This window comes from Pseudomonas sp. BN102 (assembly GCF_029871245.1).
GTDB lineage: Bacteria > Pseudomonadota > Gammaproteobacteria > Pseudomonadales > Pseudomonadaceae > Metapseudomonas.
The window spans coordinates 211,657-237,004 of the sequence record NZ_SSON01000080.1 but is presented as its reverse complement, the minus strand read 5'-3'; the positions used below and the strand labels follow the sequence as shown (position 1 = coordinate 237,004).

At 67.2% G+C, this 25,348-nt stretch carries 21 protein-coding genes; 5 read left to right on the top strand and 16 right to left on the bottom strand.

The annotated features are described in order from the left end of the window. The first annotated feature begins 32 nt into the window (after positions 1-32). Together E8F12_RS28725 and E8F12_RS28720 are read left to right on the top strand one after the other, a co-directional pair. The gene (locus E8F12_RS28725; RefSeq protein WP_280328613.1) at positions 33-362 is read left to right on the top strand and encodes a DUF2513 domain-containing protein; all 330 of its coding nucleotides are present in this window, start codon (positions 33-35) and stop codon (positions 360-362) included. Between the two features lie 29 nt (positions 363-391). Beyond that, positions 392-2,848 (top strand): glycogen/starch/alpha-glucan phosphorylase, encoded by a 2,457-nt coding sequence (locus E8F12_RS28720; protein ID WP_280328612.1) that lies wholly within the window; start codon positions 392-394, stop codon positions 2,846-2,848. Between the two features lie 85 nt (positions 2,849-2,933). Here E8F12_RS28720 and E8F12_RS28715 read toward each other — a convergent pair whose 3' ends face one another. Next, positions 2,934-3,569 carry an NAD(P)H-binding protein gene (locus E8F12_RS28715; RefSeq protein ID WP_280328611.1) on the bottom strand — a complete coding sequence of 212 codons (636 nt, stop codon included), beginning with the start codon at positions 3,567-3,569 and terminating at the stop codon, positions 2,934-2,936. Then, on the bottom strand, positions 3,566-3,790 hold the full coding sequence (locus E8F12_RS28710) for a hypothetical protein (protein ID WP_280328610.1): 225 nt from the start codon (positions 3,788-3,790) through the stop codon (positions 3,566-3,568). The genes E8F12_RS28715 and E8F12_RS28710 overlap by 4 nt, the downstream gene beginning before the upstream one ends. A gap of 170 nt (positions 3,791-3,960) precedes the next feature. Here E8F12_RS28710 and E8F12_RS28705 point away from each other — a divergent pair, with 170 nt between their 5' ends. After that, on the top strand, positions 3,961-4,107 hold the full coding sequence (locus tag E8F12_RS28705; RefSeq protein WP_280328609.1) for a PSPA7_2676 family Cys-rich small protein: 147 nt from the start codon (positions 3,961-3,963) through the stop codon (positions 4,105-4,107). A 115-nt stretch (positions 4,108-4,222) separates the two neighbouring features. On the opposite strand, the gene E8F12_RS28700 is transcribed toward E8F12_RS28705, so the two are convergent. The 9 genes from E8F12_RS28700 to glgA all read right to left on the bottom strand — a co-directional run bounded on the left by E8F12_RS28700 (position 4,223) and on the right by glgA (position 18,303). Then, positions 4,223-5,203 (bottom strand): lysylphosphatidylglycerol synthase domain-containing protein, encoded by a 981-nt coding sequence (locus E8F12_RS28700; RefSeq protein WP_280328608.1) that lies wholly within the window; start codon positions 5,201-5,203, stop codon positions 4,223-4,225. Next, positions 5,203-6,411 carry a cardiolipin synthase ClsB gene (clsB, locus tag E8F12_RS28695; RefSeq protein ID WP_280328607.1) on the bottom strand — a complete coding sequence of 403 codons (1,209 nt, stop codon included), beginning with the start codon at positions 6,409-6,411 and terminating at the stop codon, positions 5,203-5,205. The genes E8F12_RS28700 and clsB overlap by 1 nt, the downstream gene beginning before the upstream one ends. Continuing rightward, the gene (locus E8F12_RS28690) at positions 6,408-7,220 is read right to left on the bottom strand and encodes an endonuclease/exonuclease/phosphatase family protein (RefSeq protein WP_280328606.1); all 813 of its coding nucleotides are present in this window, start codon (positions 7,218-7,220) and stop codon (positions 6,408-6,410) included. The genes clsB and E8F12_RS28690 overlap by 4 nt, the downstream gene beginning before the upstream one ends. A 460-nt stretch (positions 7,221-7,680) precedes the next feature. Continuing rightward, the gene (gene glgX, locus E8F12_RS28685; protein ID WP_280328605.1) at positions 7,681-9,834 is read right to left on the bottom strand and encodes a glycogen debranching protein GlgX; all 2,154 of its coding nucleotides are present in this window, start codon (positions 9,832-9,834) and stop codon (positions 7,681-7,683) included. A gap of 26 nt (positions 9,835-9,860) precedes the next feature. Further along, on the bottom strand, positions 9,861-10,133 hold the full coding sequence (locus E8F12_RS28680) for a DUF2934 domain-containing protein (protein ID WP_280328604.1): 273 nt from the start codon (positions 10,131-10,133) through the stop codon (positions 9,861-9,863). Then, a complete protein-coding gene (locus E8F12_RS28675; protein WP_280328603.1) occupies positions 10,130-12,940 on the bottom strand; it encodes a malto-oligosyltrehalose synthase in 2,811 nt (936 codons plus the stop codon). The genes E8F12_RS28680 and E8F12_RS28675 overlap by 4 nt, the downstream gene beginning before the upstream one ends. Further along, positions 12,933-15,005, bottom strand: coding sequence for a 4-alpha-glucanotransferase (malQ, locus tag E8F12_RS28670; RefSeq protein WP_280328602.1), 2,073 nt, complete (start codon positions 15,003-15,005; stop codon positions 12,933-12,935). The genes E8F12_RS28675 and malQ overlap by 8 nt, the downstream gene beginning before the upstream one ends. Further along, the gene (gene treZ / locus E8F12_RS28665; protein WP_280328601.1) at positions 15,002-16,765 is read right to left on the bottom strand and encodes a malto-oligosyltrehalose trehalohydrolase; all 1,764 of its coding nucleotides are present in this window, start codon (positions 16,763-16,765) and stop codon (positions 15,002-15,004) included. The genes malQ and treZ overlap by 4 nt, the downstream gene beginning before the upstream one ends. Then, positions 16,765-18,303 carry a glycogen synthase GlgA gene (gene glgA / locus E8F12_RS28660; RefSeq protein ID WP_280328600.1) on the bottom strand — a complete coding sequence of 513 codons (1,539 nt, stop codon included), beginning with the start codon at positions 18,301-18,303 and terminating at the stop codon, positions 16,765-16,767. The genes treZ and glgA overlap by 1 nt, the downstream gene beginning before the upstream one ends. A 291-nt stretch (positions 18,304-18,594) precedes the next feature. Between glgA and E8F12_RS28655 the strand changes: the two genes are divergently transcribed. Continuing rightward, positions 18,595-19,077 (top strand): CinA family protein, encoded by a 483-nt coding sequence (locus tag E8F12_RS28655; protein ID WP_280328599.1) that lies wholly within the window; start codon positions 18,595-18,597, stop codon positions 19,075-19,077. An 11-nt stretch (positions 19,078-19,088) separates the two neighbouring features. Then, positions 19,089-19,421, top strand: coding sequence for a four-helix bundle copper-binding protein (locus E8F12_RS28650; protein WP_280328598.1), 333 nt, complete (start codon positions 19,089-19,091; stop codon positions 19,419-19,421). A 384-nt stretch (positions 19,422-19,805) separates the two neighbouring features. On the opposite strand, the gene E8F12_RS28645 is transcribed toward E8F12_RS28650, so the two are convergent. From E8F12_RS28645 to E8F12_RS28625, 5 genes are all read right to left on the bottom strand, one after another. Further along, a complete protein-coding gene (locus E8F12_RS28645; protein WP_280328597.1) occupies positions 19,806-21,263 on the bottom strand; it encodes an amidase in 1,458 nt (485 codons plus the stop codon). Positions 21,264-21,328: 65 nt separating this feature from the next. Then, positions 21,329-22,363 (bottom strand): extracellular solute-binding protein, encoded by a 1,035-nt coding sequence (locus tag E8F12_RS28640; RefSeq protein ID WP_280328596.1) that lies wholly within the window; start codon positions 22,361-22,363, stop codon positions 21,329-21,331. Positions 22,364-22,379: 16 nt separating this feature from the next. Continuing rightward, a complete protein-coding gene (locus E8F12_RS28635) occupies positions 22,380-23,189 on the bottom strand; it encodes an ABC transporter permease (RefSeq protein ID WP_280328747.1) in 810 nt (269 codons plus the stop codon). Next, entirely contained in the window at positions 23,186-24,112 is a 927-nt protein-coding gene (locus tag E8F12_RS28630) for an ABC transporter permease (protein WP_280328595.1), read from the bottom strand. The genes E8F12_RS28635 and E8F12_RS28630 overlap by 4 nt, the downstream gene beginning before the upstream one ends. 28 nt (positions 24,113-24,140) lie before the next feature. Continuing rightward, positions 24,141-25,262 (bottom strand): ABC transporter ATP-binding protein, encoded by a 1,122-nt coding sequence (locus tag E8F12_RS28625; protein WP_280328594.1) that lies wholly within the window; start codon positions 25,260-25,262, stop codon positions 24,141-24,143. Positions 25,263-25,348: the final 86 nt, after the last annotated feature.

The following is a 25,348-nucleotide window of genomic DNA, read 5'->3' as shown; positions in this document are numbered from 1 at the left end:
GGAGCATCGGTCGGCGACGGAGGAGAAGAACCATGAGGCGGGACTGGGACCTGATCAGGGACCTGCTGTTGGAGATCGAGGGGCTGGAACCGGGCTACCACTTCGTGGCGCAGCCCCTTGGCGAGCACAGCCTGGAATCGGTGAACTACCACATCCACCTGCTCGAGCATGCCGGGCTGGTGGAGTGCGTCGAGTACCACCCCTGGAGTGGCGACCCCGGACGCGTCGCTACCTCGCTGACCCTGATCGGCCATGACTTGCTGGACAGCATCCGTGACGAGGACACCTGGCGGGCGAAGAAGAGCGTCCTTCTCGCACGCCTTGGCGTCATTTCCTACGACGCCCTGCGCAAGAGCGCCTGACTCCGCCCCGAACCCGAAGAGACACGGCCATGCCTGAGCAATCGAGCGCTGCCGGCGACGCCGTCCAGGCGTTCAAGAACAGCATCCTGGCGAAACTCAAGTACGTGGTGGGCAAGGCCCCGGGCAACGCCTTCGATCACGACTGGTTCGAGGCCGTGGCCCTGGCCGCCCGCGACCATGTGATCGACCGCTGGGAAGAGGCCACTACCTTGGTCGACCGGCAGGATGAAAAGCGCATTTATTACCTGTCGCTGGAATTCCTCATCGGCCGTCTGCTGGTCGATAACCTGTGCAACCTCGGCCTGCTGGAGGTGGCGCGTCAGGCCCTGGCGGAGCTGGACGTGGACCTGGAGCGGATCCGTGAGGTGGAGCCCGACGCCGCCCTCGGCAATGGCGGCCTCGGGCGCCTGGCGGCCTGCTTCATGGAGAGCATGGCCACCCTGCGCCTGGCGGCCCACGGCTACGGCATCCGCTACGAGCACGGGCTGTTCCGCCAGGCGATTGTGGATGGCTGGCAGGCCGAGCAGACCGAGACCTGGCTGGATTTCGGCAATCCCTGGGAGTTCGAGCGGCCCGAGGTGGCCTACAGCATCGGCTTCGGCGGCGGCGTCTTCACCCACGTGGAGGAAGACGGCACCAGCCGACAGATCTGGCAACCCCACGAAACCATACGCGCCATCGCCTACGACACCCCGGTGATCGGCTGGCGCCGTTCGGCGGTGAACACCTTGCGCCTGTGGCGCGCCCGCGCCGAGGAAGACCTGCAGCTGGACCGCTTCAACGCCGGCGACCACTTCGGCGCGGTGGCCGATGTGGTGCGCGCCGAGAGCATCTCGCGGGTGCTCTACCCGGCGGACATCACCGAAGCCGGCCAGGAGCTGCGCCTGCGCCAGGAGTTCTTCTTCGTCTCCGCCTCGCTGCAGGACCTGCTGCGCCGGCATATGGAGCAGCACGGCGATATCCAGTGCCTGCCGGACAAGGTGGCAATCCAGCTCAACGACACCCACCCGGCCATCGCCGTGGCCGAGCTGATGCGCCAGCTGGTGGACCTGCACCAGCTGGCGTGGAGCCGCGCCTGGGAACTGACGGTGGCAACCCTGGCCTATACCAACCACACCCTGCTGCCGGAGGCCCTGGAGTCCTGGCCAGTATCCCTGATGGAGCGCCTGTTGCCGCGGCACATGCAGATCATCTACCTGATCAATGCCCAGCACATTGATGCCCTGCGCGCCCAGGACATCCACGATTTCGCCCTGCTGCGGGCGGTGTCGCTGATCGAGGAGGAACACGGCCGGCGAGTGCGCATGGGCAACCTGGCGTTCCTCGGCGCCCACAGCGTCAATGGCGTCTCGGCGCTGCACACCAGGCTGATGCAGGAAACCGTGTTCCGCGAGCTGCACAAGCTCTACCCGCGGCGGGTGAACAACAAGACCAACGGCGTGACCTTCCGCCGCTGGCTGTTCCAGATCAATCCGCAGCTGACCCGCCTGCTGGTGGATACCCTGGGCGAAGCGGTGCTGGACTCCCCCGAAAGCACCCTGGAACAGCTCGAACCCTTCGCCGAGAAGCAGAGCTTCCGCAAGCGGTTCGCCCTGAGCCGCCAGCACAACAAACAGGCGCTGGCCCACCTGGTGCGGCAGCGCCTGGGCATCGCGCTGAATACCGAGGCCATCTTCGACGTGCAGGTCAAGCGCATCCACGAGTACAAGCGCCAGTTGCTCAACCTGTTGCAGACCGTGGCGTTCTACCAGGCCATTCGCAACGACCCGGCCACCGACTGGGTGCCACGGGTGAAGATCTTCGCCGGCAAGGCCGCCGCCAGCTACCAACAGGCCAAGCTGATCATCAAGCTGGCCAACGACATCAGCCGGACCATCAACGATGACCCCACGGTGCGTGGGCTGCTCAAGGTGGTGTTCATACCCAACTACAACGTCAGCCTGGCCGAGGTAATCATTCCGGCGGCCGACCTGTCGGAGCAGATCTCCACCGCCGGGCTGGAAGCCTCGGGCACCAGCAACATGAAGTTCGGCCTCAATGGCGCCCTGACCATAGGCACCCTGGACGGCGCCAATGTGGAGATGTGCGAGCGGGTCGGGGCGGAGAACATGTTCATTTTCGGCTTGACGGCGCAGCAGGTGGAGGCGAGGCGCCGCGGCGGCGAACTGGGCATGGGCAGCGTGATCGCCGAATCCGAGCGCCTCGGCGAAGCGCTGGAGGCCATACGCGCCGGCGTCTTCTCGCCGGACGACCCCTCACGCTACGCGGCACTGGTAGATTCCCTGCTGTTCGACGACCGCTTCATGGTCTGCGCCGATTTCGACGCCTACTGGGACGCCCAGCGGCAGGTCGACAAATACTGGCAGAACGGCTCCAAGTGGTGGCGCTCGGCGGTGCTCAACACCGCTCGCATGGGCTGGTTCTCCTCCGACCGCACCATCCGCGAATATGCCGAGGAAATCTGGCAGGCACCGGTGAAGCCCTGAGAGGTCGCCGCTCCATGCTCTTTGTGGGGGCACTTTGTGGGAGCGAATAAATTCGCTCCCACACCGATCGACGGCCTCTGCCGGGTCAAACCCAATCCGCAATCCTCACCCGCTGGCGCAGGTGCAGCCCGAGCATCAGCTCGTCCAGCGCCCCGGCGGCGAAGCGGCGCAGATGCTCCACGGGCTTGGCCTTGTTGCTCTCCGGAGCGTGTACGAAGTCGTCGAACTCCAGCGGCTCGTCGGCTTCGGGCGGGGTTTCCACCAGTGTCCATTGCAGGTCGCTGCGCAGCAGGCGCTGCTGCAGGTACTCGGCGGCGGGCGCCGGGCTGTCGGGCGACTGTTCCAGCCAAAGCAGCCGGTCGATCACCATCAGGCGCTTCACCCCGGCGATGCTCAGCCCGTCGATCAGCGCACTGACCGCACTGAATACCTTGTGGAAGGCCCGATCGCCGCTGTCCACCGGGCCTGCCGGCAACCGCGTGCTGGACAGCACGCAGACCACCGCATCCTTGCCCACCACGCTCTGGCTCACGCTGAGGGCATCGAACAGGTTGCCGGTCTTGGCGCGTATGCCGGGGCGCGCGGTGACCGAATTGAGGTCGCTGAGCACGGCGGTGGCTTCGTATTGGCGGTGCAGGGCCTCCACCAACAAGGCGCTGCCCAGGGCGCCCTGGGCGCCGTAGATGGCCAGCTTCACCGCCGGGGTTTCGAGGTTCTTCATGGCTGCAGCTTGTGGGCCGGGGTAGGGCCTTCCTTTCTCGGGTGGACGATGCGCGTCACCTGGATGTCGGTGATGGCCTCTGGTAATTCGAAAGTATGGATGGAACCCAGGTAAAAGCGCGCCTGGTCGGGTGTCATGGCCTCGCTGTCGGATGTCACTTCCGCGCTGCGAGGCTGGTCATTGAGGATGTAGTTGATCAGGTAGAGGGTCTTCTTTGGCATGGGCTGGCTCTCCGTCTGGCGTCGCTCCTGCCGGATAGACAGGCAGGACGCGGCGCCGGGTTCCATCTTTCCGCCCGATGGCGCCCCGCCGGCGAAGACCTGAGCCAAAGGCGCCAGCCTGCGGTCGAAAAAACCATGCACGGCTCTTGCGGATAGCGCGGGAGGCTGTAATGACCTTCATCTGCTTCTTCTACGGCTGCGCATGGAAGGCGGGCATCCAGGTCCACATGGGCAACGAGGACCTCATCCGGCTACGCTGCAGCCGCTGTGGCAGCAGCCGTTATCTGAAGGTTCGAGGCAACGCGAACGACGGCTAGTCGCTCGGCGGAAGGCTGTTCGCGAGCAAGCTCGCTCCTACAAGTCCGGCTCGAGCTACGGCCTGAGTCGAACTGCACCGTCGGGTGGATTTCCACCGGTCAGCGTCGCAACGACCTACGACTTTTCAGGTGCCGGGCGGACCCTGTGCTTGTGTTGCCGGCGGATGGCCTTGGCGCGCTTTTCCAGCACCAGATAGACGATGCTTGCCAGCAGCAGGGGCAGCAGGAAGTAGAGGGTGCGGTAGCCCAGCAGCGCTGCCACCAGGCTGCCCTGACTGAGCTGGTCGTGGAGCAGGGCGAGGAAGATGGTCTCCAGTACGCCCAGGCCGGCGGGGATATGGGTGATCACCCCGGCCACGCAACTGATCAGCAGGATGCCGAGGATGGACGGGTAGAAGGCTTCCTTGGGTAGCAGCCAGAAGATCAGCGACGCCATCAGCGCCCAGTTGGTGGCGCCCAGCCAGACCTGGATCAGCGCCAGGCGCAGAGAGGGCAGGGTGATCTCGTGGTCGCGCCAAGACCAGGTGCGGCGCTTGGCGTAACCGCAGGCATAGAGGTAGGCGCCGGCCAGGGCCAGGAGCAGGAAGCCGATCAGCTGCAGGCCGGTGACGCCGATCTTCCAGTTCTCCGGCAGGTCCACCATGCGCAGCGAGAACACCAGCCCGCCCAGGGCCATGTAGCCCACCCAGTTGGTGATGATGCCCAGGCTGATGACGCGGGTGACGGTGGCGGTATCCAGCCCCAGGCGCTTGTACAGCCGGTAGCGCAGGGCCACGCCGCCGACCCAGGTGGTGAAGTTGAGGTTGAAGGCGTAGCAGACGAAGGCCACCGGGATCACCTGGCGTGCCGGCAGATGGTGCTCGGTATAGGCCCGGCCGATCAGGTCGTAGATGCTGAACACCATGTAGCTGGAGAAGGCCAGGGCGACGCCCACCATCAGGGTGAGGGTGCTGTAGGCCTTGAAGGATTGCTCCACTTCCCGCCAGTCGAGGTTCTTCACCAGGGTGTAGAGCAGCACCGGCACCAGGATCAGGAAGAACAGGGTGAACAGGCGAGTGCCCCAGGTGAGCCAGGGATTCTTCTTGTCGGTGGTCATCAGGTCTTGCCCTCGTCATAGCGGGGCCCGGCGTCGGCGTCCGTTTCCGGGTGCAGGGATTCGAGACTCGGCGAATGAGCTGGGAACCAGCCGGCAATGGCCGGGAAACGGCGGATGAAGTGGAAACAGAGAAAGATCAGCGGCGCCCGCCACCAATAGCCGCGAATGATCCGCTCCAGGCTGATGCGCGTGCAGTGCTCCGCGGCCAGCTGCACCAGGTGGTCGTGCAGGCGCTGGTTGAAGTCCGCGTCGCGGATGATCAGGTTGGCTTCCAGGTTCAGCGCCAGGCTCAAGGGGTCGAGGTTGCTGGAGCCGACTGTCGACCATTCCCCGTCCACCAGCGCCACCTTGCCGTGCAGCGGCCGCTGGCAGTACTCGTGGATGGTCACCCCATCACGCAGCAGGTAGTTGTAGAGCAGCCGCGAGAAGCCCCGCGCCCAGCGCATGTCGGGCTGCCCCTGGAGGATCAGGCTGACCTTCACCCCGCGCCGGGCAGCGTTGCGCAGCTCGCGCAGCAGGCGGTAGCCGGGGAAGAAGTAGGCGTTGGCCACCACCAGCCGCGAGGTGGCGGCCCGAATGGCCTGCAGGTATTGCTGTTCGATATCGGTGGTGTGCCGGTCATTGTCACGCTCGGCCAGCAGCACCCGCACCCTGCCCGTGGGCCGCGCCGGCGGCCGCACCTGGCTGGGCTCTTCGAGGGCAGGGCGCAGCAGACCCAGGCTGGAACGGTGCAGGTCGGCCACCACCGGGCCGGTGACTTCCACGGCGTAGTCCTGCTTGGCCATGGGGCCGTAGTCGGCCAGGTGGTCGGCGGAAAAGTTGATGCCGCCGACGAAGGCGCGCTCGCCATCGATCACCACTATCTTGCGATGCAGGCGGCGGAAAAGGTTGGTGCGCATGCCCAGCAGGCGCGGGCTGGGGTCGAACACATGGACGTTGACTCCGACCCGGGTCATGGCGGCGACGAATTCCCGGCCGAGGTCCGCGGTGCCGTATCCGTCCACCGCCAGCTCCACGCGCACGCCACGTTGGGCCGCCTCGATCAACACCTGCTGCAGCTCGTGGCCCACCTTGTCCTCGAAGATGATGAAGGTCTCTATCAGCACTTCTTCGCGGGCGGCGCGGACGCAGTCGAACACCCGCGGGAAGTAGTCCTCGCCATTGATCAGCAGGCTGACCTGGTTGCCGTCGCGCCATTGACTGGTCACAGCCGGATCTCCGCGGCCAGCGGCGCGTGGTCGGAGAGGTGCGACCAGGGCCGGGTGGAGAGCACCACCGGTTCGTGGCTGGTGGCGTTGCGCACGTAGATGCGGTCCAGGCAGAGCAACGGATAGCGCGCCGGGAAGCTCTTGGCCGGCATGCCATAGGCCCAGCGGAAGGCTTCCACCAGCGACTGCTCGGCCAGCAGGTTGTCGGCGCGCAGGCGCCAGTCGTTGAAGTCTCCGGCGACTATCACCGGCGCTTCCGGAGAGAGGGTCGCCAGCAGGTCGCAGAGCAGTCCGAGCTGATTCTGCCGGTGCGATTCGCGCAGCCCCAGGTGCACGCAGATGGCGTGCACCTCGCGGTGGCCGGGAACGTCCAGCACGCAATGCAGCAAGCCGCGCTGCTCGTTGCCGTGGACCGTGACGTCGTGGTTGTCGTGCTGGATGATGGGAAACTTCGACAACAGCGCATTGCCGTGGTGGCCGTTGGGGTAGACCGCGTTGCGGCCGTAGGCGAACTGCGGCCACATGCTGTCGGCGAGAAACTCGTAGTGTGGCGTCGTCGGCCAGTCCCGGTAGCGCTTGGCGTGGCGGTCATGGTTGCCCAGCACTTCCTGGAGGAATACCAGGTCGGCTTCCGTGGTGCGTACCGCGTCGCGCAGCTCCGGCAGGATGAAGCGTCGGTTCAGGGCGGTGAAGCCCTTGTGGGTGTTGATGGTCAGCACCTGCAGCCGATGCACCGCGGTGACCCGGTCGATGACGATCTCGGGCGTGGGAATGGTGGTCACGGTCTCGCTCCTGCGAATCTCACTCATGACTCGACCCTCAGTGGTTGCCCGGCCTGGCCGAGCGCGCTTCGTGGCAGGACGAGGCTTCGGTGGGCTCCTGCAGGCCGGGCTCGGGTACATCGTCGAGCCGAATATCCCCCCACGTCATGGAAAACCACGGCTTTCATGTTCTTCTCCTGGTGCCGCCGGCGAGGTCGGCAGGCGCAGTCGCATCGGCCGCCGGAGCGCGGCCCCTAGTTTTCCGACTGGCAGGGCGGAGAGGGGTTCCGGGTTTTTGACGGGGGGGAATGCCGCGCGTCCGGGGGCACACTTGCGGCCTGTTTTCGCGAATGAATTCGCCCCCACAGATGAGGCACCCGCTTGCAGGATCCCAAGGGTGGATCGCGCTTCATCGATCCACCATCGGCGCCAGGCCCCAGCCCCGCTGGTGGATATGAAAAGCGATATCCAACTAGGGACCAAGGCCCACCGTGCAGGTGTGCGGAGCCTAGGGGTTGGCGGCCTGCAGCTCGAACAGCAGCAGCGAGCGGCTGGCAACGGCGTATTCGGCGCCAAAGGCGTGCGCTTCCAGAGCCCGCAAATCGGGCCTGTCGGTATCCAGCAGGCAGGCCCAGCCGCTGCCCTGAGCCACTTCCGGGAGGCGGAAGTTCACCGCTTCGTGGTGGGCGTTGACCAGCAGCAGCAGGGTGGCGTCGGCGCCACTGCGGCGGATGCCGGTGGGCTGGGCGCGGCCGTCCATGAGCATGCCCATGCAACGGGCGTGGTCGTCCAGCCACTGTTCCTCGGTCATTTCGGCGCCGTCGGGGGCCAGCCAGGTCACGTCCTTGACGCCCAGCTCCTCGTTGTAGAGCCCCACCAGGAACCGGCTCCGGCGCATGATCGGGTAGGCCCGGCGCAGGCTCACCAGGCGCCGGGTGAACTCCAGCAGGCTGCGGCCTTCCTCGTCCAGGGACCAGTCCACCCAGCCGATTTCGTTGTCCTGGCAGTAGATGTTGTTGTTGCCATGCTGGGTGCGACTGAACTCGTCGCCGGCCAGCAGCATCGGGGTGCCCTGGGAGAACAGCAGGGTGGCCAGTAGGTTGCGCATCTGCCGCAGGCGCAGGGCGCGGATCTCCGGATCGTCGGTGGGGCCTTCGCAGCCGTGGTTCCAGGACAGGTTGTGGTCGCTGCCGTCGCGGTTGTCCTCGCCATTGGCCTCGTTGTGCTTGTGGTCGTAGGACACCAGGTCGCGCAGGGTGAAACCGTCGTGGGCGGTGATGAAGTTCACCGAGGCGAAGGGCCGCCGGCCGCGCTGGTTGAACAGGTCGCCGGAGGCGGTGAGGCGCTTGGCGAGCTTGGCCATCTGTCCGCCATCGCCGCGCCAGAAGGCCCGCACCGTGTTGCGGAAACGGTCGTTCCATTCCGCCCAGCCGGGTGGGAAGCCGCCCACCTGGTAGCCGCCGGGTCCGCAGTCCCAGGGTTCGGCGATCAGCTTCAGGCGGCTCAGCACCGGGTCCTGGCGGCAGGCCACGAGGAAGCCGTGGCGCTCCTCATAGCCATGGGCGTGGCGGGCGAGGATGGTCGCCAGGTCGAAGCGGAACCCGTCCACGCGCATCTCGCTGGCCCAGTAGCGCAGGGAGTCGGTGACCATCTGCAGCACGCAGGGATGGCTGAGGTCGAGGGTGTTTCCGGTGCCGGAGTCGTTGATGTAGCAGCGCCGGTTACCGGGCACGAGGCGGTAGTAGGTGGCGTTGTCGATGCCGCGCATGCTCAGGGTCGGACCCAGCTCGTTGCCTTCGGCGGTGTGGTTGTAGACCACGTCGAGGATCAGCTCCAGGCCGGCGTCGTGCAGGTGGGCGACCATCTCCTTGAACTCGTTGACCTGGCCGCCGGCTAGGTAGGCCGGATGGGGCGCGAAGAAGGCGATGCTGTTGTAGCCCCAGTAGTTGTTCATGCCCTTTTCCAGGAGGTGCTTGTCGTTGAGGAAGGCATGCACCGGTAAAAGCTCGATGGCGGACACTCCCAGGGAACGTATGTGCTGCAGTAGCTCTGCGTTCATCAGGCCGGCGAAGGTGCCGCGCAGGCTCTCGGGCACCGCCGGATGGCGCATGCTGATGCCGCGCAGGTGGGCCTCGTAGATCAGGGTGCTGTCCCAGGGGGTACGGAAGCGTTGCTGTGCGCCCCAGGTGAAGGCCGGATCGATGACCCTGCACTTGGGCACGAAGGCGGCGCTGTCGCGCTCGTCGAAGCTGAGGTCGGCGTCCTTCGAGCCGATCACGTAGCCGAACAGTGATTCTGACCAGCGCAGCCTGCCCACCAGTTGCTTGGCGTAGGGGTCGATCAGCAGCTTGTTCGGGTTGAAACGGTGCCCCGCGTCGGGCTCGTAGGGTCCGTGCACCCGGTAACCGTAAACCTGTCCCGGATGGGCGTCGGGCAGGTAGCCGTGCCAGATCTCGTCGGTGTATTCCGGCAGGTCGATGCGCTCCAGTTCGGTCTCGCCGGTGGTGTCGAACAGGCACAGCTCGACCCTGGTGGCGTGGGCCGAGAATAGCGAGAAATTGACCCCCAGACCGTCCCAGGTGGCGCCCAGGGGGAAAGGATGGCCCTCGCTGACCCGCGAGTGCCGAACGATCTGCGGAGCATGGGCGCGCGGCCTGCTCATGGAACCTCCTCAGTGGCCGTTCAGGGTCAGGGCGCGCGGGTCGCACCGGATTTCTTCGCCGGCGCCGGTTTCTCGGACGCAATTTCCTGCGCGTTCTCGGGCGCGGCATCGATCAGGCTCATCGTCTTCGGCTTGCTGATGCGCCGCGCGCGGGGAGGCGCCTTCACCGGCTCCTCGGTTTCGGCGTCGACCAGCACGCAGGCCATCTCCCAGTGGCGGGCAGCCTGGCCTTGCGGGCGGCCCTCGGACTCCCAGATCTGGTAGGCGAGTTCGCGGATGCGTTCCTCGTTCTTGCTCATGGCTGTTGCTCCCGGTTCGAAGGAGTGAAGACCAGCAGGTTGACCGGAAAATCCGCGAGGACTTCCCCGAGGGCCAGGCCACCCTGCAGCGGGCACAGCTCGCGGGCGGAGAAGAGCCCGGTGAAGCGCCCGTCGCGCAGGACGTGGGGCAGGCGCACACGGGTGTTGCCCCAGCGTTGCGGTGGCACCTGGGGCTGGTCCTGGCCCTCCAGCAGCGGCGACGCCAGGCGCGGCACCACCACCAGCAGGCTGTGGTCGCCATGGGTACGGGCGAAGGCCAGGACCCGTTCGGCCTGCTCGCCCTCCACCTGCAATGGCTGGTAATCGCCTTCGCGGAACAGCTGCGGCCGGGCATGGCGCAGGTTCAGCACGGTGGCGATCAGCCGCTGCTTGATGCGCCCATCGCGCCAGGAGGCGATCAGCGTCCGGGGCTCGTCGAGGTTGCCGAGGGCGGCGATGCGCCCCGTATAGTCCACGGGTTGGCGGTTGTCCGGGTCCACCAGGCTGAAATCCCAGAACTCGGTGCCCTGGTAGAGGTCGGGGACCCCCGGCAGGGTCATACGCAGCAGGCACTGGGCCAGGCTGTTGAGGGCGCCCGCCGGGGCCAGGGCGGCGGCTGCGGCGGCGAGCTCCCGGCGCAGGGCGCGCGCCTGTTCGCTTTGCATCAGGCGTACCAGGAAGTCCCGGCAGGTGTTCTCGTAGGCCTGGTTGGGGGCACTCCAGCTGCTGCGCAGGCGTGCTTCCCGCAGGGCCTTTTCCTGCCAGCGCACCAGGCGCTCCAGGTAGTGCTGCACGCCTGCGGCATCCTCCAGGTCGAGCCCAGGGGGCCAACTGCCCAGCAGGCACTGGTAGAGGGTAATCTCGTCGGCCGGGGCGATCCCCTGGTCCTCGTCACCGGCCCGGCGCCAGGGGGCGGCCAGGCGTCGCCAGCGGTGCACCGCCTCGACGAACCAGCGGGCCCGCTCGCTCAGTACCGCCAGGCGCGCGCGGCTGTCTTCGCCGCGCTTGTGGTCGTGGGTGGCGGTGGCCAGCAGGTTGTCGGGAAAACTCGCCGCGCGCACGGCGCAGCAGCGGTGGAAGTCTGCCAGCGGGGCGCTGAACCGTTGCGGGTCGAAGCCCACGTCATTGCGTGAAAGCAGCACCACCGAGCGGTAGCAGGCGGTGTCCTCCACCGCCTTGGCGGCGACCGGCGAGGTGAGCTGCTGGAAGCGCCGTAGCACCTGCCGGCGCAGGCTCCGCTGCGGGCAAGGGGGCAGGGCACGCAGGGGTTCGCCGCCGAGCCAGCTGTCGAGGTAATCCAGCAGCGGCAGGTCGGCCTCGCCGAGGCTGCCGCGAGCAGCTTCCAGCGCCTGCTGGAAGTACTCGGCATCCTGCTCGGAACGGCCGCACGCACCGGCGTAGGTGCGATAGACCGGGAAGTGCACGATCAGCTCCAGCAGCGCCCGGCGGATGGCGCCCAGGGTCAGGTCGCGGGTGGCGATATCGCCCCGGGCGATCTGCAGCAGGCCCTGGGCCACGGTTTCCAGGTCGCCGGCCAGGGAGCTGGCGAGCAGGGCCCGGCGCGCCTCCCGCGCTTCCTCGAGGAAGTCGCCACTGCGTCCGCTGACGGCTTTCCACAGTGCGCGGAGGCGCAGTTCGCCGAGCGGGTCGTGCTGCAGCAGCGACACCTGGTTCATGAATTCGTAGCCGGTACTGCCATCGACATCCCAGTCGCCGGGCAGGTGTTCGCCGTGGGCGAGGATCTTTTCGACGTAGATGGGGAAGCGCATTCCCGCCAAGGCCCGAGGGCGCCTGGCCAGCAGGCTGTGGACCCTGCGCCGCAGGCGCCGGCAGTAACCGCGCGGATCGGCCAGGCCATCGACGTGGTCGATGCGCAGGCCGTCCACCAAGCCGCGCTCGATCAGCTCGAAGACCTTGGCATGGGTGGCCTCGAAGACTTCCTGGCGCTCCACCCGCAGGCCGCCCAGCTCATTGATATCGAAGAAGCGCCGCCAATTGATGTCGTCGGCGGCGGTGCGCCAGCTGGCGATACGGTAGGGCTGGCGTTCCAGCAGACGATGCAGGCGTTGCAGCCCGGCCTCGCTGTCACTGCGGTACAGCGCCAGGCCGCGCTCCAGGGCCAGCGCGTGGCGCTCGTCGCAGGCCAGCTGTGCCAGGCTCTGCTGCAGCTCGGCGGCCTGGCGCCGGGCATCCCGCGCGCCGGCCAGGCGGTCGAAGCCCCGGGCCAGGGCGGACAGCTCCGGGGCGCCGCAGCTGCGCAGGATTTCGCCATAGCTGGGCGGCGAGATGGGGAAGCGGTGCTCGAAATGCCGGGCATGGAAGCTGCCCTTTTCGGCATCGAACACCAGCGGCACCTCGCCGGCGGCCAGCACCTCGCCGTAGTCGCTGCGCAGGAAGGGCGCCAGCAGTTGGCCGTGGAGCAGCGGGTCCGGAGACTGCCACTGGATATCGAAGAAGCTGGCGTAGGGGCTTGCGGTGCCCCATTCGAGTACATCGAGCCACCAGGGATTGCAGTCGCCGCCCACCGCCATGTGGTTGGAGACCACATCGAGGATCAGCCCCATGCGCTGATGCCGCAGGGCCTCGACCAGGCGCTCCAGTGCGGCTTCGCCACCGAGTTCCGGGTTGATCCGGGTTGGGTCCACCACGTCGTAGCCATGGCTGGAGCCGGGGCGGGCGCAGAGCAACGGCGAGGCGTAGACATGGCTGACGCCCAGGTGGGCGAAGTACGGCACCAGGGGCACGGCGTCGTCCAGGGTGAAGCCGCGGTGGAATTGCAAGCGCAGGGTGGCGCGCAGGTCAGTCATGCTCGGGCCCCCGCTGGATCGCGCGGCTTTCCGCCAGGCGGTCGAGGTGGCGCCGGGCAAGGGGTTGCTCGAGCAGCTCGGCGGCCGCCACCGGCCAGCGCCGCCGCCAGTTCGGGTGCACCTCCCCCGGCCCCGGCAGGTTGGGTTGCTCCAGTTCGCCAAGAGCATCCTCCAGGGGCAGCAGCACCAGGGGCGCCGGGGTTTCGCCGACGTAGCCGATGCAACCTTCGACGCAGGCCTCCAGGCTGCACTCGTGGACGGACAGCTGACCTTGCTGGCGTAGCGCGGCCACCAGCGCGTGGCATTCGCGCTGGCGATCGTCCAGCTCCGCTCGTGCCTGCTCCGGGACGCTGTGGCCGGCCTTGAGCCGCCATTCGACATCGCGGCCCTGGAACCAGCCCTGCAGGCTGGGCAGGTCGTGGGTGCTGGTGGTGGCCAGGGCGTTGTCCGGCCAATGCTCGGGGGGGATGAAACGGCCGTCGAGTTGTTCGAACAGCAGTACGCGCATGCCCAGTACCTGGCGCCGCGCGAGCTCTTCGCGCAGCCCCTCGGGCACAGTGCCCAGGTCCTCGCCTATCACCAGGGCCTGGTGGCGCCAGGATTCCAGGGCCAGCAGGCGCAGCAGGTCGTGGAAGGGGAACTGCAGGTAGGCGCCGGCATCCGGTGGTGCGCCCTGGGGAATTACCCAGAGCCGCTGCAGCCCCATCACGTGGTCGATACGGATGCCGCCAGAGAAGCTGAAGCTGGCCCGCAGCATCTGGATGAAGGCGCGGAAACCCTGCTCCCTGAGGCCCTGCGGCGAGAAGGCCCAGACCCCCCAGTTCTGCCCGGAGCGGTTGAGGATATCCGGTGGCGCGCCCACGGTGACCATGGGCAGCAACTCGTCCTGGCAGGCCCAGGCCTGGCTGCCGGCGCAGTCGGCGCCCACCGCCAGGTCGGCGATCAGGCCGATGCGCATGCCGGCGCTCACCGCACTGATCTGCGCGCGCTCCAGGCAGCGGGCGATCAGCCATTGGCTGAACGCGTGGAATTCGATTTCCGCAGCGTGCTCCCTGGCGAAGCGCTGCACCGCAGCGTGCTGCGGGTTGCGCAGGTGCTCCGGCCAGAGCCGCCAGTCGCCGGGCAGGCCGCTGTCCAGCATGTGCCGGTGCAGGGCCTCGAAGCGGCTATGCAGCAACAGGGCGTCGCCGCCGCGTTCACGGAAGCGCACGAAGTCGTGGTGGAGCGGCCCGCTGTCTTCGTTGAAGTCGCGATAGAGCTGACGCAGCAGCGTCTGGCGAGCGCGCGCTACCGCCGGCCAGTCGATCAACGGGAGGGCTTCCAGGCGGGCGAATTGCGCGCCCAGGCCGGTGATTTCCAGCGCCCGGGTGACTGCTGCCTCGCCCAGCACGCTGGCCGGCGCCGCGTGCAGCACATTGAAGTGCAGCCGGCTGGAGGGCGAGTAGGGGCTGTACGGCTGGCCGTTGGCGCTGAACAGGGCATGTACCGGGCTGATGGCCAGGGCATCGGCGCCCTTGGCGGCGGCGCTGCGGGCCAGGTCTTCCAGGGCGCGGGTGTCGCCCAGGCCACCGTCACCGGGGCGGCGCAGGGCATAAAGCTGCGCGCCCAGGCCCCAGATGCGTTGGCGTTCCGCCAGCTCCATCACGCCCTGGCAAGCGGGCGGTGCCACCGCCAGGCAGAGCTGATGCTCGCCAATGGCCAACCGGTGGTAACCGCAGGTATTCGGCGCCACGAGGCGGCCATCGGCATCCAGGCGGCCATCCAGCAGTCGGCCGTCCTCCAGGCGCAGCTGGTAGGGCTGGCCGGGGCGCTGGCAGTCGGCCAGGGTCAGCACTTCGCCCTGGTCCAGGGTGACCAGGGCGCCGGGCCGGCCGCTGTGCCGGCGCGCCTCGATCGCGGCCAGGCTGCCGGCGATCTGCTGCGGGCTCTGGGCGGCGAAGCCGAGGGCTTCCAACAACATGCGCTGGACCTCCGGACTGATCCGCCGGGGCCGGCCGCCGACATCCACCCAGTCCAGCAGGAGGCCTGCGGCGCTGGCCAGGCTGGCCAATTGCGCATCGCTCATGGCGCGCTCTTCAGCAGTACCAGGGCGCTGCGCGGCGGCAGGCGGTGCTCGGCGAGGTCGAGCCCGCCCACCCGATGGGCATGGATCAGCTCGGCATTGGCCGGTGCGCTGTCGAAGGGCACTGGGGCCTCGCCGAGGTTGAGGGCGATATGCAGGCGGCTGTCATCGCCCAGGCACCAGGCGGCGGCCAGCGCATGGGAGCCGAGCGCCCTGGCGCCAAGGGGGCGGCTGCCGGGCAGGCGCGGGATGATCCAGCGGTGGCGCAGGCGCAGCAGCTCGCGGTAGAGCGCGAGCCATTCGCGGTGGCGCAACGGGTTGGCTGGGTCCAGGTCCGGCAGGCTGCTAGTGAAGGTCCGGGCCGAGTTGGGGTCGGGAATGGCCTCGCGCAGCGCGGCGTCGGTAAAAGCCGAGAATTCGGCGAACTCGTTGCGGCGGCCATCGCGCACCGCGCGGCCCAGCTCCGCGGGATGGTCGGTGAAATACAGGAAAGGCTGGGTCGAGCCCCATTCCTCGCCCATGAACAGCAGCGGCACCATGGGCGAGAGCAGGAGCAGCGCGGTGGCGGCCTTGAGCGCGTCGGGGTCGGCCAGCACCTGCAGGCGTTCGCCGAAGGCGCGGTTGCCCACCTGGTCGTGGTTCTGCAGGAACAGCACGAAGGCGGTGGGCGGCAGGTGCGCGCTGGGCTCGCCGCGGGCAAAACCATGCCGGTTACCCTGGCCCTGGAAGGCGAAGCCTTCGCCCAGGCAGCGGGCCAGCTGGGTGGCGGGGGCCTGCGCGTAGTCGGCGTAGTAGCCCTCGTGTTCGCCGGTGAGCAGCACATGCAGGGCGTTATGGCCGTCGTCGTTCCACTGGGCGTCGTAGCCTTGCCGCATCAGGCTGGCCTCGTTGCGCTCATTCTCCAGGACCAGGTGCACATGGCGGCCGGGCAGCAGCCCGGCGCGTACCCTCGCAGCCAGTTCCAGCATGAACTCGCGGTCGCGGATGGCGTGCACCGCGTCCAGGCGCAGCCCGTCCATGCGGTAGTCCTCCAGCCACATCAGGGCGTTCTCGACGAAGAAGTCGCGCACCGCCTCGCGGCGGAAGTCGATGGGCGCGCCCCAGGGCGTCTGCCGGTCGGCGCGGAAGAAATCACTGGCGTAGTGGCCGAGGTAATTGCCCTCCGGACCGAAGTGGTTGTAGACCACGTCCAGCAGCACCATCAGGCCCAGTTCGTGGGCGCGGTCCACCAGGCTGCGCAGCTCGTCCGGCGTGCCGTATGAGGATTCCGGGGCGAACGGCAGCACGCCGTCGTAGCCCCAGTTGCGCTTGCCGGGGAATTCCCCCAGGGGCATCAGCTCTACGGCTGTCACGCCCAGGTCGCGCAGGGCCGGCAGGTAGGCCTCGACTTCGGCGAAACCACCGAACAGGCCCACGTGCAGTTCGTAGATCACCGCCTCATGCCAGGGCCGGCCGCACCAGCCGGGCGTGCGCCAGGCGTAGCGGGAAGGGTCCACGACAATGCTGAAACCGTGGACATCGCCCAGCTGCTGGCGGGACGCCGGGTCCGGCACCCGTAGCTCACCATCGACCAGGAAGCGGTATCCGCCGCCCGCGCGGCACTCCAGCTCGCCACCGAACCAGCCACCGTCCTCGGGCTGCAAGGGGTGCAGCGAGCCGTCCTGCATTTCCACCGCGACTGTGCGGCAGTCAGGCGCCCAGAGGGCGAAGAACACGCGTTCGGCATCCAGCAGCCTGGCGCCGTGGCGTTGCGGGGCGGCCATCAGTCCGGGCCCCCGACCTCGCGAACGTCGCCGAGCAGGCGCAGGTAGAGCTCGTCGTAGGGGGCGACCGACTCCTCCCAGTACAACGGTGCGGCCATCGCCTTGCAGCGCATGGCATCGAACAGCTGCGGGTGGTGGTAGACGGCCAGGGCACGTTGCAGGGCGTCGAGGTAGCTATCGACCGTCGGATCGTCGAAGAGGAATCCGGTCACGCCGTCTTCGATGGTGTCGGCCAGGCCACCGGTGCGCCGGGCGATGGGCAGTGAGCCGAAGCACTGGGCGTACATCTGGCTCAGGCCGCAAGGTTCGAAGCGCGAGGGCATCAGCAGGAAGTCGCTGCCGGCGTAGATGCGTCGGGCGTCGGTTTCGTTGAAGCCGATCTGTACGCCGATACGGCCGGGGTGGCGTTCGCCCAGTTCGACCATGGCCTGCTCCAGTTCCGGCTCGCCCTGGCCGATCACGGCGATGCGGCCGCCCTCGGCGACTATGTATTCGGCCACTTCGCGGGTCAGGTCGATGCCTTTCTGCTGGACCAGGCGTGAGACCACGGCGAACAGCGGGCCGTCGACATCGTCCAGCTGGAACAGCTGCTGCACATGCTCGGCGTTGGCGCGCTTGCCTTGCCACTGATGGACGCCGAAGCCTTCCACCAGGTGCGGGTCGCTGCCCGGCTCCCAGCTTTCGTCTATGCCATTGGTGATGCCGCTGAGCTGGCCTTCGGCGACCTTGCCCTGGAGCATGCCTTCCAGGCCGCAGCCGAAGTCGGCGGTGGTGATCTCCTGGGCATAGGTCTCGCTCACCGTGGTCACGTGGCTGGCGTAGGCGATTCCGCCCTTGAGGAAGGACAGCTTGCCGTAGAATTCCAGGGCCTCGTGGCTAAGCGCCTCGGGTGGCAGGGCCAGCTCGGGGCTGCTCTGCAGGTCGCAGATGCCCTGGTAGGCCAGGTTGTGGATAGTGAACACAGTGGGCGTGCGCAGGCCGCGCCAGACCATGTAGGCCGGGGCCAGGGCCGCCGGCCAGTCGTTGGCGTGGACCAGTTCCGGGCACCAGCTGATGCAGGCGGTGCCGGCGGCGATCTCGGCGGCCGCCAGGCCCAGACGGGCGAAGCGGATATGGTTGTCCGGCCAGTCGTGGCCATGGCCGTCGCCGTAGGGCGTGCCTTCGCGCTCGTAGAGCTCGGGGCAGATCAGCAGGTAGACGATCAACCCGTCGGGCAGGTCCAGGCGGCCGATGCGGCAAGGGGGCAGGGCGGCGAGGCCGCCGACCTGGCCGATGACGCGGATCGGCAGGCCGGCTTCCAGCACCTGCCGGTAACCGGGAATCAGCACGCGGATATCGTGGCGTGAGGACAGGGCCTTGGGCAGGGCCGCCGACACATCGCCGAGGCCGCCCACCTTGACCAGGTCGGCGAGTTCGGAGGTGACGAACAGGATGCGCTTCTTGCTGGCTTGCAAGCTGCCCAGGTGCAGTTCGGCCCTGGGTTTGGCGCTGGGGGATGCGACCTCATCGATGCGGGCCGTGGCTACGGCTGTTCCCATGGTGTGCTCCGATTATTCATGGTCCTTGTTCTGCGGTCCCCTGGGTCGGCAAGACTTCTGCCGGACTTTGCGGACGCGCGCGCCGACTCCCTGTTTTCTGGCTCCCGCCAGCCATACAGGCACCTTCTCGTGGGGTTCATTTTCGGACCCCATATCAGTTCCTGACTGACCTGCCGGGCAGATGGTTCGACTTTTTTTCGGCCCGTCGGTCCATCCCGCAATAGGCTGAACTTTGCCGGCGGCCAGGCCTTCCATAGGACAAGGCAGGTCTGTCGCAGAGGAGGGATGGAGATGCGCGAGATCGAGCAGGTGGTGAACTTCCTGGCGAAGTACCGGCTCACCCTGGTGACCGCCGAATCCTGCACCGCCGGGCTGATGGCCTCGCTGGTGACGGGCGTCTCCGGTGGCGGCGCGGTGCTGGACAGTGGCTATGTGGTCTATTCGCCCCGGGCAAAGCAGGCTTGCCTGGGCGTGCATGAACAGACCATCGAGCGCTATGGCCTGACCAGCGAGGAGGTCACCCGCGAAATGGCCGTGGGTGCCTTGCAGGCCAGCCAGGCGGATATCGCCCTGGCCAACACCGGCCTGGCCGAGGCCGACGGTGGCATGGACGGGGTGCAGTGTTTCGCCTGCGCCATGCGGATCAACGATCACGAAGGCGTGGTCAGCGAAACCCTGCGCTTTTGCGGCGAACGCAATGAAGTGCGTCAGGCCGCGGCGCGTCATGCCCTGCTGCAGCTGCCGTATTACTACGAGCGGCTGCGCCAGGCGTGAGGGAGGTGAGCATGGACCCGCGTAGCGAAGCCTGCAGCCGTTGCCTTGTGGCCTGCTCGCTCTGCATCACCGAATTTCTCATGATCAGGAGCGAGGTGGAGCGCAAGGCGGTCAGGCGTTGCCGGGAACTTTGCGGCGAGTGCATGGACAGCTGCCGGCAGATGCTCGACCTGCTGGAGGGCGGCAGCCGCTATGCGGAGAGCTACGGCACGTTCTGCGCGGCGATCTGTCGGCTATGCGCCCAGGAGTGCGCACGGCACCCCTCGGAGAGCTGCCGGCGCTGCGCCGAAGCCAGCGGGGAATGTGCGGTGGCGCTGAAAGATAAAGTTAAAGCTGTTTCGTGATTATTGTTATAAACTATTGTTATTTAACAATAAAATATAAGTCTTGAGAAATCACTCGAACTCCCGGAAGACCAGGGGAGTTCGTTTTCCTGTATTCGTCCAACGCAATCGGGAGATCGCAATGAATGCCATCGAGCTACTCAAGCAGGATCACCAGTACTTCCGCCAATTGCTGGAAAGGCTTGGCCAGACCACCTGGAGCCGATGGATCGATTAAGTGCGATCCACCCTACGGTGCCTGAAGGCTGGTGCTTATTTTGTAGGGGCGACTTCAGTCGCCAAGCAGGCCGAAGGTCTGCCCGACATGGTCCGGGCCCGCTGCGCAGCCCTTGGCGAATGAATTCGCCCCTACAAGTGAGTAATCAGCCCGCCATGGCGGCCCATTCAAACCGCCAGACACCCCGGCGCGTGCCGCGTCCAGCCGCTGGCCTGTTCATAGGCATGGGCCAGTTGCAGGACGGCCAGGTCGGCCTGGTGCGGTCCGATGATCTGCAGCCCCATGGGCAGGCCACGGCTGTCGAAGCCCACCGGTACGTTGGCCACCGGGCAGCCGGAGAGGGTGCCGGGGATCACCACTTCCATCCAGCGGTGGTAGGTATCCATGGCTCTGCCGGCGATTTCCTGCGGCCAGTGGACCTGCTTGTCGAAGGGGAACACCTGGGCGCTGGGCAGCAGCAGGTAGTCATAGCGCTCGAACAGTCGGCTGATGGCGCGATACCAGTCGGTGCGTGCGGCCGAGGCGCGGGACACGTCCATGGCCGACAGGCGCAGGCCGTTTTCCACCTCCCAGATGGCTTCCGGTTTCAGCAGCTCGCGCTTGGCCGAGTCGGCGTGAAAGCCACCCAGGGAGCTGGCCACCTGCCAATGGCGCAGGGTTCGCCAGCTGTCCCAGAGCCTGGTCATGGAGTAGTCCGGCCGGACTTCGTCGATCGTGCAGCCCAGGGCTTCGAAGTCCCTGAAGGACGCGCGGCAGAGCTCCAGCACGCCGCGCTCCATCGGCAGGTAACCGTCGAAATCCGCCAGCCAGCCGAGGCGTGCGCCCTGGAAATCCCGTTGCAGGGCACCGGCGAAGTCCTGGCCGCCTTCGGCGATGGACAGCGGCGAGCGGGGGTCGCCGCCGGCCTGCACCGACAGTAGCAGGGCGACGTCGCGGGTGTTGCGGCCCATGGGGCCTTCGTAGCCCAGCTGATCGAGGAACAAGTCGGCGGCGTCGTCGAAGGGCACCCGGCCCTGGGACGGACGGAAACCGATGATGTTGTTGAAGGCCGCGGGGTTGCGCAGCGAACCCATCATGTCGCTGCCGTCGGCCACCGGCACCAGGCGCATGGCCAGGGCCGCCGCTGCGCCGCCGCTGCTGCCGCCGGCGGTGCGGCTCGGGTCATAGGCGCAGCCGGTGGCGCCGAACAGGGGGTTGTAGGTCTGCGAGCCCAGGCCGAATTCCGGGGTGTTGCTCTTGCCGATGATGATGGCGCCAGCAGCCTTAAGGCGCTCGACCATGATGCCGTCACGCTCGGGAACATGGTCGCGGTACAACGGCGAGCCCAGGGTGGTGCGGATGCCGCGGGTGAGGGAGAGGTCCTTCACCGCGTGGGGCAGGCCGTGCATCCAGCCCTGGTAGTCGCCACGGGCCAGCTCGGCGTCGCGCTGGTCGGCCTCGGCCAGCAGTCGATCGGCCGGTTGCAGGCTGACCAGGGCATTCACCCTGGGGTTGAAGCGTTCGATGTGGTCCAGGTAGTCCTGCATCACCTCGCGGCAGGACACCTGGCGCTGGCGGATGTGCAGGGAAAGCTCGTGGGCCGGCTGCTGCACCAGCTCACTGATGGGTCGATTCTGATTGTTCATGGTCGTGCCTTGGGGCGAACGGCGGATTGCGGGAGGCCCCGCCCGCGCGGGCGGGGCCGGGCGCCTCAGCGCATCAGGTTGGTCCAGACGCGGTCGGCCAGGCGGATGGCGCCTTCGCCGCAGGTCTTGCTGAACAGCACCTTGGTGCCATCGGGAATGTGCAGCTCGGGGGCGTCCTTCAGGCTGGCGTCCAGGTAGGGCTCGACGCCCTTGATCGGGCTCTGGTGCTTGAGGAAGTTCTGGGTCAGCGCGGCGTTTTCCGGCTGGCTCAGGAAGGCGATGAAGCGCTTGGCGTTATCCGGGTTGCGCGCACCCTTGGGGATCACCAGGTTGTCGACCCAGGCCAGTACCCCTTCCTTCGGGTAGAGGTAGCGCAGGCTCGGTTTCATCTCCCGGGCGCGCATGGATGAGCCGCCCCAGAACAGCGACATGTCGATCTCGCCCGAGGCCAGGTTCTCGCGGATGGAGCCGGCCTTGGAACTGTAGGTCTTGACGAAGGGCTTCTGGGTTTTCAGCAGGTTCAGGACCTGCTGCATCTGCTTCGGGTCCTCGCTGCACAGCGGGATGTCCAGGTACACGCTGGCGGCATCGATCACCTCGCTGGCCGAGTCGAACATGTTGATCCTGCCTTGCAGCTCGGCCGGCGGCTGGAACAGCACCGAGTAGCTGTCCAGCGGGCCCTTGTAGGTGTTGGTGTCCACCACCACGCTGGTGGTGCCCCAGATGAAGGGCACGGCATAGGCGCCCTGCGGGTCCCAGCTGGGATTCTTCAGGTTGTCGACGATGCTGGCGTAGTAGGGCTGCCGGGCCGGGTCGAAGCGCTCCAGCAGGTTCTCCTGGACCAGGATCGGGATGAACTGGTGGGAGGGGATGGCGACGTCGTAGCCGGTGCCGCCCTGCTTGAGCTTGGCCAGCAGGGTCTCGTTGGAGTCGTAGGAGTCCACCGTGACCTTGATGCCGGTTTCCTTCTGGAACTTCTCCAGGATCTGCGGCGAGAAATAGCCGCTCCAGCTCACCACGTTCAGTTGGCCTTCGGCCTGGGCGGACAGGCTCAGGCCCAGCGCCAGGCCGGCGCCCAGGGTTTTCATCACTGCGTTCATGGGTTGGCTCTCCAGTTCAGTGTTTTTTCTTGCCGAGCAGGTAGGACAGGGTCACGAACAACACCGAAACCCCGAGGATCAAGGTGGAAACCGCGTTCACATCGGGCGTCACGCCCATGCGCAGCAGGCCGAAGATGAAGATGGGCAGGGTGGTGGTGCCGGCCTGCGACACCATCATCGAGATCACGAAGTTATCCAGCGAGACGATGAAGGCCAGCATCAGCCCCGAGACGATGCCCGGCATCAGCAAAGGCAGGGTGACCTTGCGGAAGGTGCGCCACTGGCCGGCGTAGAGGTCTGCCGCGGCCTGCTCCAGAGACAGGTCCATGTCTTCCAGCCGAGCGCGGATCGGCAGGTAGGCGAAGGGGATGCAGAACACCGTGTGGGCGATGATCAGGTTGCCGTAGCCGAGCGACAGGCCGAGGGTCGAGAACAGCGCCAGGGTGGCGACGCCGACCACGATCTCCGGCAGTACCAGCGGCAGCATGATGGCGCCGATGGACAGGCGCAGGCCCTTGAATCGTGCGCCCCGCGAGGTGCCGAGGGCCGCCAGCGTGGCGATGGCGGTAGCCGCCAGGCTGGCGCAGACGGCGATCAGCAGGCTGTTGCCGGCGGCCTGGCGCAGCGCCTGGTTGGCGAAGGCGGCGCGGTACCAATCGAGGCTGAAGCCCGTCCAGATGGTGGCCGATTGGTTGGCGTTGAAGGAGAACACCACCAGTACCAGGATCGGCGCGTAGAGGTAGAGATAGAACAGGAAGCTGAACCCGCCAAATCCGGGGAATTCCTGCACGCCCAGGCGGGCCTTGCCGAACAGTCGCATCATCAGACACCTTCGCGGGCGAGGCGCTGGCGTTCCGCACGCAGCGCATAGACGGTCAGGACCAGCATCACCGCTGCCATCAGCACCAGGGACAGGGCGGCGCCGAAGGGCCAGTTACGGGCATCGCTGAACTGCCGGAAGATCAGGTTGCCGAGCATCATCTTGGTGCCGCCGCCCAGCAGTTCCGGGGCGATCATGGCGCCGAGGCAGGGCACGAAAGTGAGGATGGCGCCGGCCAGGATGCCGGGCCGGGCAATGGGCAGCACGACCTTGCGCAGGGTGCGCAGGCGCCCGGCGTAGAGGTCCTGGGCCGCTTCCAGCAGGCGCATGTCCATCTTCTCCAGGCAGGCATAGATCGGCAGCACCACGAAGGGCGCGTAGGTGTAGACCAGCCCCAGCAGCACCGCACCTTCGGTGTAGAGCAGCTGCAGCGGCTGGTCGATCAGCCCGAGTCCCACCAGGCTGTTGTTCACCACGCCGGTGCCGCGCAGCAGCAGTATCCAGGCGTAGGTGCGGATCAGGAGGTTGGCCCAGAAGGGCACGGTGATCAGGAAGATCAGTAGCCCACGCCGGTGCGCCGGCTGCATGGCCAGCCAGACGGCGACCGGGAAGCCCACCAGCAGGGTGATGGCGGTAGTCGCGGCAGCGACGCCCACCGAGCGCAGGGCGATGACCAGGTAGGAGTCGGCGAAGGCCAGGCTGTCGTCCAACTGGCGCTCGAACAGCAGCGACAGGTAGGACTCGGTGCTGAAGACGCGGTTGACCCCGCCGTAGGGGTTGGCCTCCATCAGCGAGTAGGCGACCACTATCAGGATCGGCAGGATCAGGAACAGGCCGATGGCGATCAGGGCGGGTGATACGCCGAGGAAGCTCTGCATGGCCTGGCGGCGCGCCAGGAGGGCGCCGGGCGGTTGGATTGCTTGATTCATGGCGATGGACCGGTGTCGGGTGGCGAGTTCAGTCCAGCAGTACGCTGGCGCTGTCCGGATCGAGCAGCAGGGCGGCGGCTTCGCCGGCGCGGAAGCGCTGGCCCTGGCCGGCACGGTTGGGTGTGCGCACGGTCAGGCGGCTGCCGTCGACGAGGCTGACGTGGTAGTGCAGGTCGGTCCCCAGGTAGACCTGGTTGTCGATGCGGCAGGGAATGGCACCGTTCTGGGCCGGCTCCACCAGGTGCAGGCGCTCCGGTCGGATCGACAGGCAGACCTCCTGCCCGGGGATCACACCCTCGCGAACCGCCGCGCGGAATGGCTTGCCGCCCGGCCCCTGGTAGACCGCCTGGCCGTTCTCCAGCTGCAGCAAGCGCGCCCCGATGAAGTTGGTCTCGCCGATGAAGTCCGCCACGAAGCGGTTGCGCGGCCGTTCGTAGATATCGTCCGGGCGGCCCACCTGCTGCACCTGGCCCTCGGAAAGCACGGCGATGCGGTCGGACATGGCCAGGGCTTCTTCCTGGTCATGGGTGACGAAGATGAAGGTGATGCCGGTGCGCGCCTGGATGCTCTTCAACTCCTCGCGCATGGCTTGGCGCAGCTTGAGGTCCAGGGCCGACAACGGCTCGTCCAGCAACAGCACCTTGGGGTGCGGCGCCAGTGCGCGGGCCAGGGCCACGCGCTGCTGCTGGCCGCCGGAAAGCTGGCTGGGGCGGCGCTCGGCGAAGCGCTCCATTTGCACCAGGGCGAGCATTTCGCGGACCCGCTCGGCCACCTGGGCGCGGCTCATGCGCTGGCCCATGGGATGGGACTCGAGGCCGAAGGCGAGGTTTTCGCCGATGGTCATGTGGGGGAACAGCGCATAGTGTTGGAACACGGTATTGACCGGGCGCCGGAAGGGCGGCTGGTCGGCGATGTTCTTGCCGTAGAGGAGGATTTCCCCGGCGCTGGGGAACTCGAACCCGGCGATCATCCGCAGCAGGGTGGTCTTGCCGCAGCCGGAAGGGCCAAGGAGGGTGAAGAACTCGTTGTCCCGGATATCCAGGTCGATGTTCTTCAGGGCCACCGGCCCGCTCTGCGGATCGCCATAGACCTTGCGTACCGCGCGAACCGACACCGCTGCCGTGGGCAACGGAAGATGCACCGCATTCATCACTGCTTCTCCTGTTCCCCGTGGTTGGGCGGCCGCGTGTTCTGGCGGCAGGGCCTTGGCCCACGGGCTTTCGATTGTTGTTTTAG

What these genes read in the sequence shown, in the direction of transcription:
- treZ (WP_280328601.1), bottom strand. Translation starts at nt 16,765, where the DNA reads ATGGCCGCCCCGCAACGCCACGGCGCCAGGCTGCTGGATGCCGAACGC.
- glgA (WP_280328600.1), bottom strand. Translation starts at nt 18,303, where the DNA reads ATGGGAACAGCCGTAGCCACGGCCCGCATCGATGAGGTCGCATCCCCC.
- E8F12_RS28630 (WP_280328595.1), bottom strand. Translation starts at nt 24,112, where the DNA reads ATGAATCAAGCAATCCAACCGCCCGGCGCCCTCCTGGCGCGCCGCCAG.
- E8F12_RS28720 (WP_280328612.1), top strand. Translation starts at nt 392, where the DNA reads ATGCCTGAGCAATCGAGCGCTGCCGGCGACGCCGTCCAGGCGTTCAAG.
- E8F12_RS28640 (WP_280328596.1), bottom strand. Translation starts at nt 22,363, where the DNA reads ATGAACGCAGTGATGAAAACCCTGGGCGCCGGCCTGGCGCTGGGCCTG.
- E8F12_RS28725 (WP_280328613.1), top strand. Translation starts at nt 33, where the DNA reads ATGAGGCGGGACTGGGACCTGATCAGGGACCTGCTGTTGGAGATCGAG.
- E8F12_RS28655 (WP_280328599.1), top strand. Translation starts at nt 18,595, where the DNA reads ATGCGCGAGATCGAGCAGGTGGTGAACTTCCTGGCGAAGTACCGGCTC.
- E8F12_RS28680 (WP_280328604.1), bottom strand. Translation starts at nt 10,133, where the DNA reads ATGAGCAAGAACGAGGAACGCATCCGCGAACTCGCCTACCAGATCTGG.
- E8F12_RS28650 (WP_280328598.1), top strand. Translation starts at nt 19,089, where the DNA reads ATGGACCCGCGTAGCGAAGCCTGCAGCCGTTGCCTTGTGGCCTGCTCG.
- E8F12_RS28690 (WP_280328606.1), bottom strand. Translation starts at nt 7,220, where the DNA reads ATGAGTGAGATTCGCAGGAGCGAGACCGTGACCACCATTCCCACGCCC.
- E8F12_RS28700 (WP_280328608.1), bottom strand. Translation starts at nt 5,203, where the DNA reads ATGACCACCGACAAGAAGAATCCCTGGCTCACCTGGGGCACTCGCCTG.
- E8F12_RS28675 (WP_280328603.1), bottom strand. Translation starts at nt 12,940, where the DNA reads ATGACTGACCTGCGCGCCACCCTGCGCTTGCAATTCCACCGCGGCTTC.
- E8F12_RS28705 (WP_280328609.1), top strand. Translation starts at nt 3,961, where the DNA reads ATGACCTTCATCTGCTTCTTCTACGGCTGCGCATGGAAGGCGGGCATC.
- malQ (WP_280328602.1), bottom strand. Translation starts at nt 15,005, where the DNA reads ATGAGCGATGCGCAATTGGCCAGCCTGGCCAGCGCCGCAGGCCTCCTG.
- glgX (WP_280328605.1), bottom strand. Translation starts at nt 9,834, where the DNA reads ATGAGCAGGCCGCGCGCCCATGCTCCGCAGATCGTTCGGCACTCGCGG.
- E8F12_RS28645 (WP_280328597.1), bottom strand. Translation starts at nt 21,263, where the DNA reads ATGAACAATCAGAATCGACCCATCAGTGAGCTGGTGCAGCAGCCGGCC.
- E8F12_RS28710 (WP_280328610.1), bottom strand. Translation starts at nt 3,790, where the DNA reads ATGCCAAAGAAGACCCTCTACCTGATCAACTACATCCTCAATGACCAG.
- E8F12_RS28625 (WP_280328594.1), bottom strand. Translation starts at nt 25,262, where the DNA reads ATGAATGCGGTGCATCTTCCGTTGCCCACGGCAGCGGTGTCGGTTCGC.
- E8F12_RS28715 (WP_280328611.1), bottom strand. Translation starts at nt 3,569, where the DNA reads ATGAAGAACCTCGAAACCCCGGCGGTGAAGCTGGCCATCTACGGCGCC.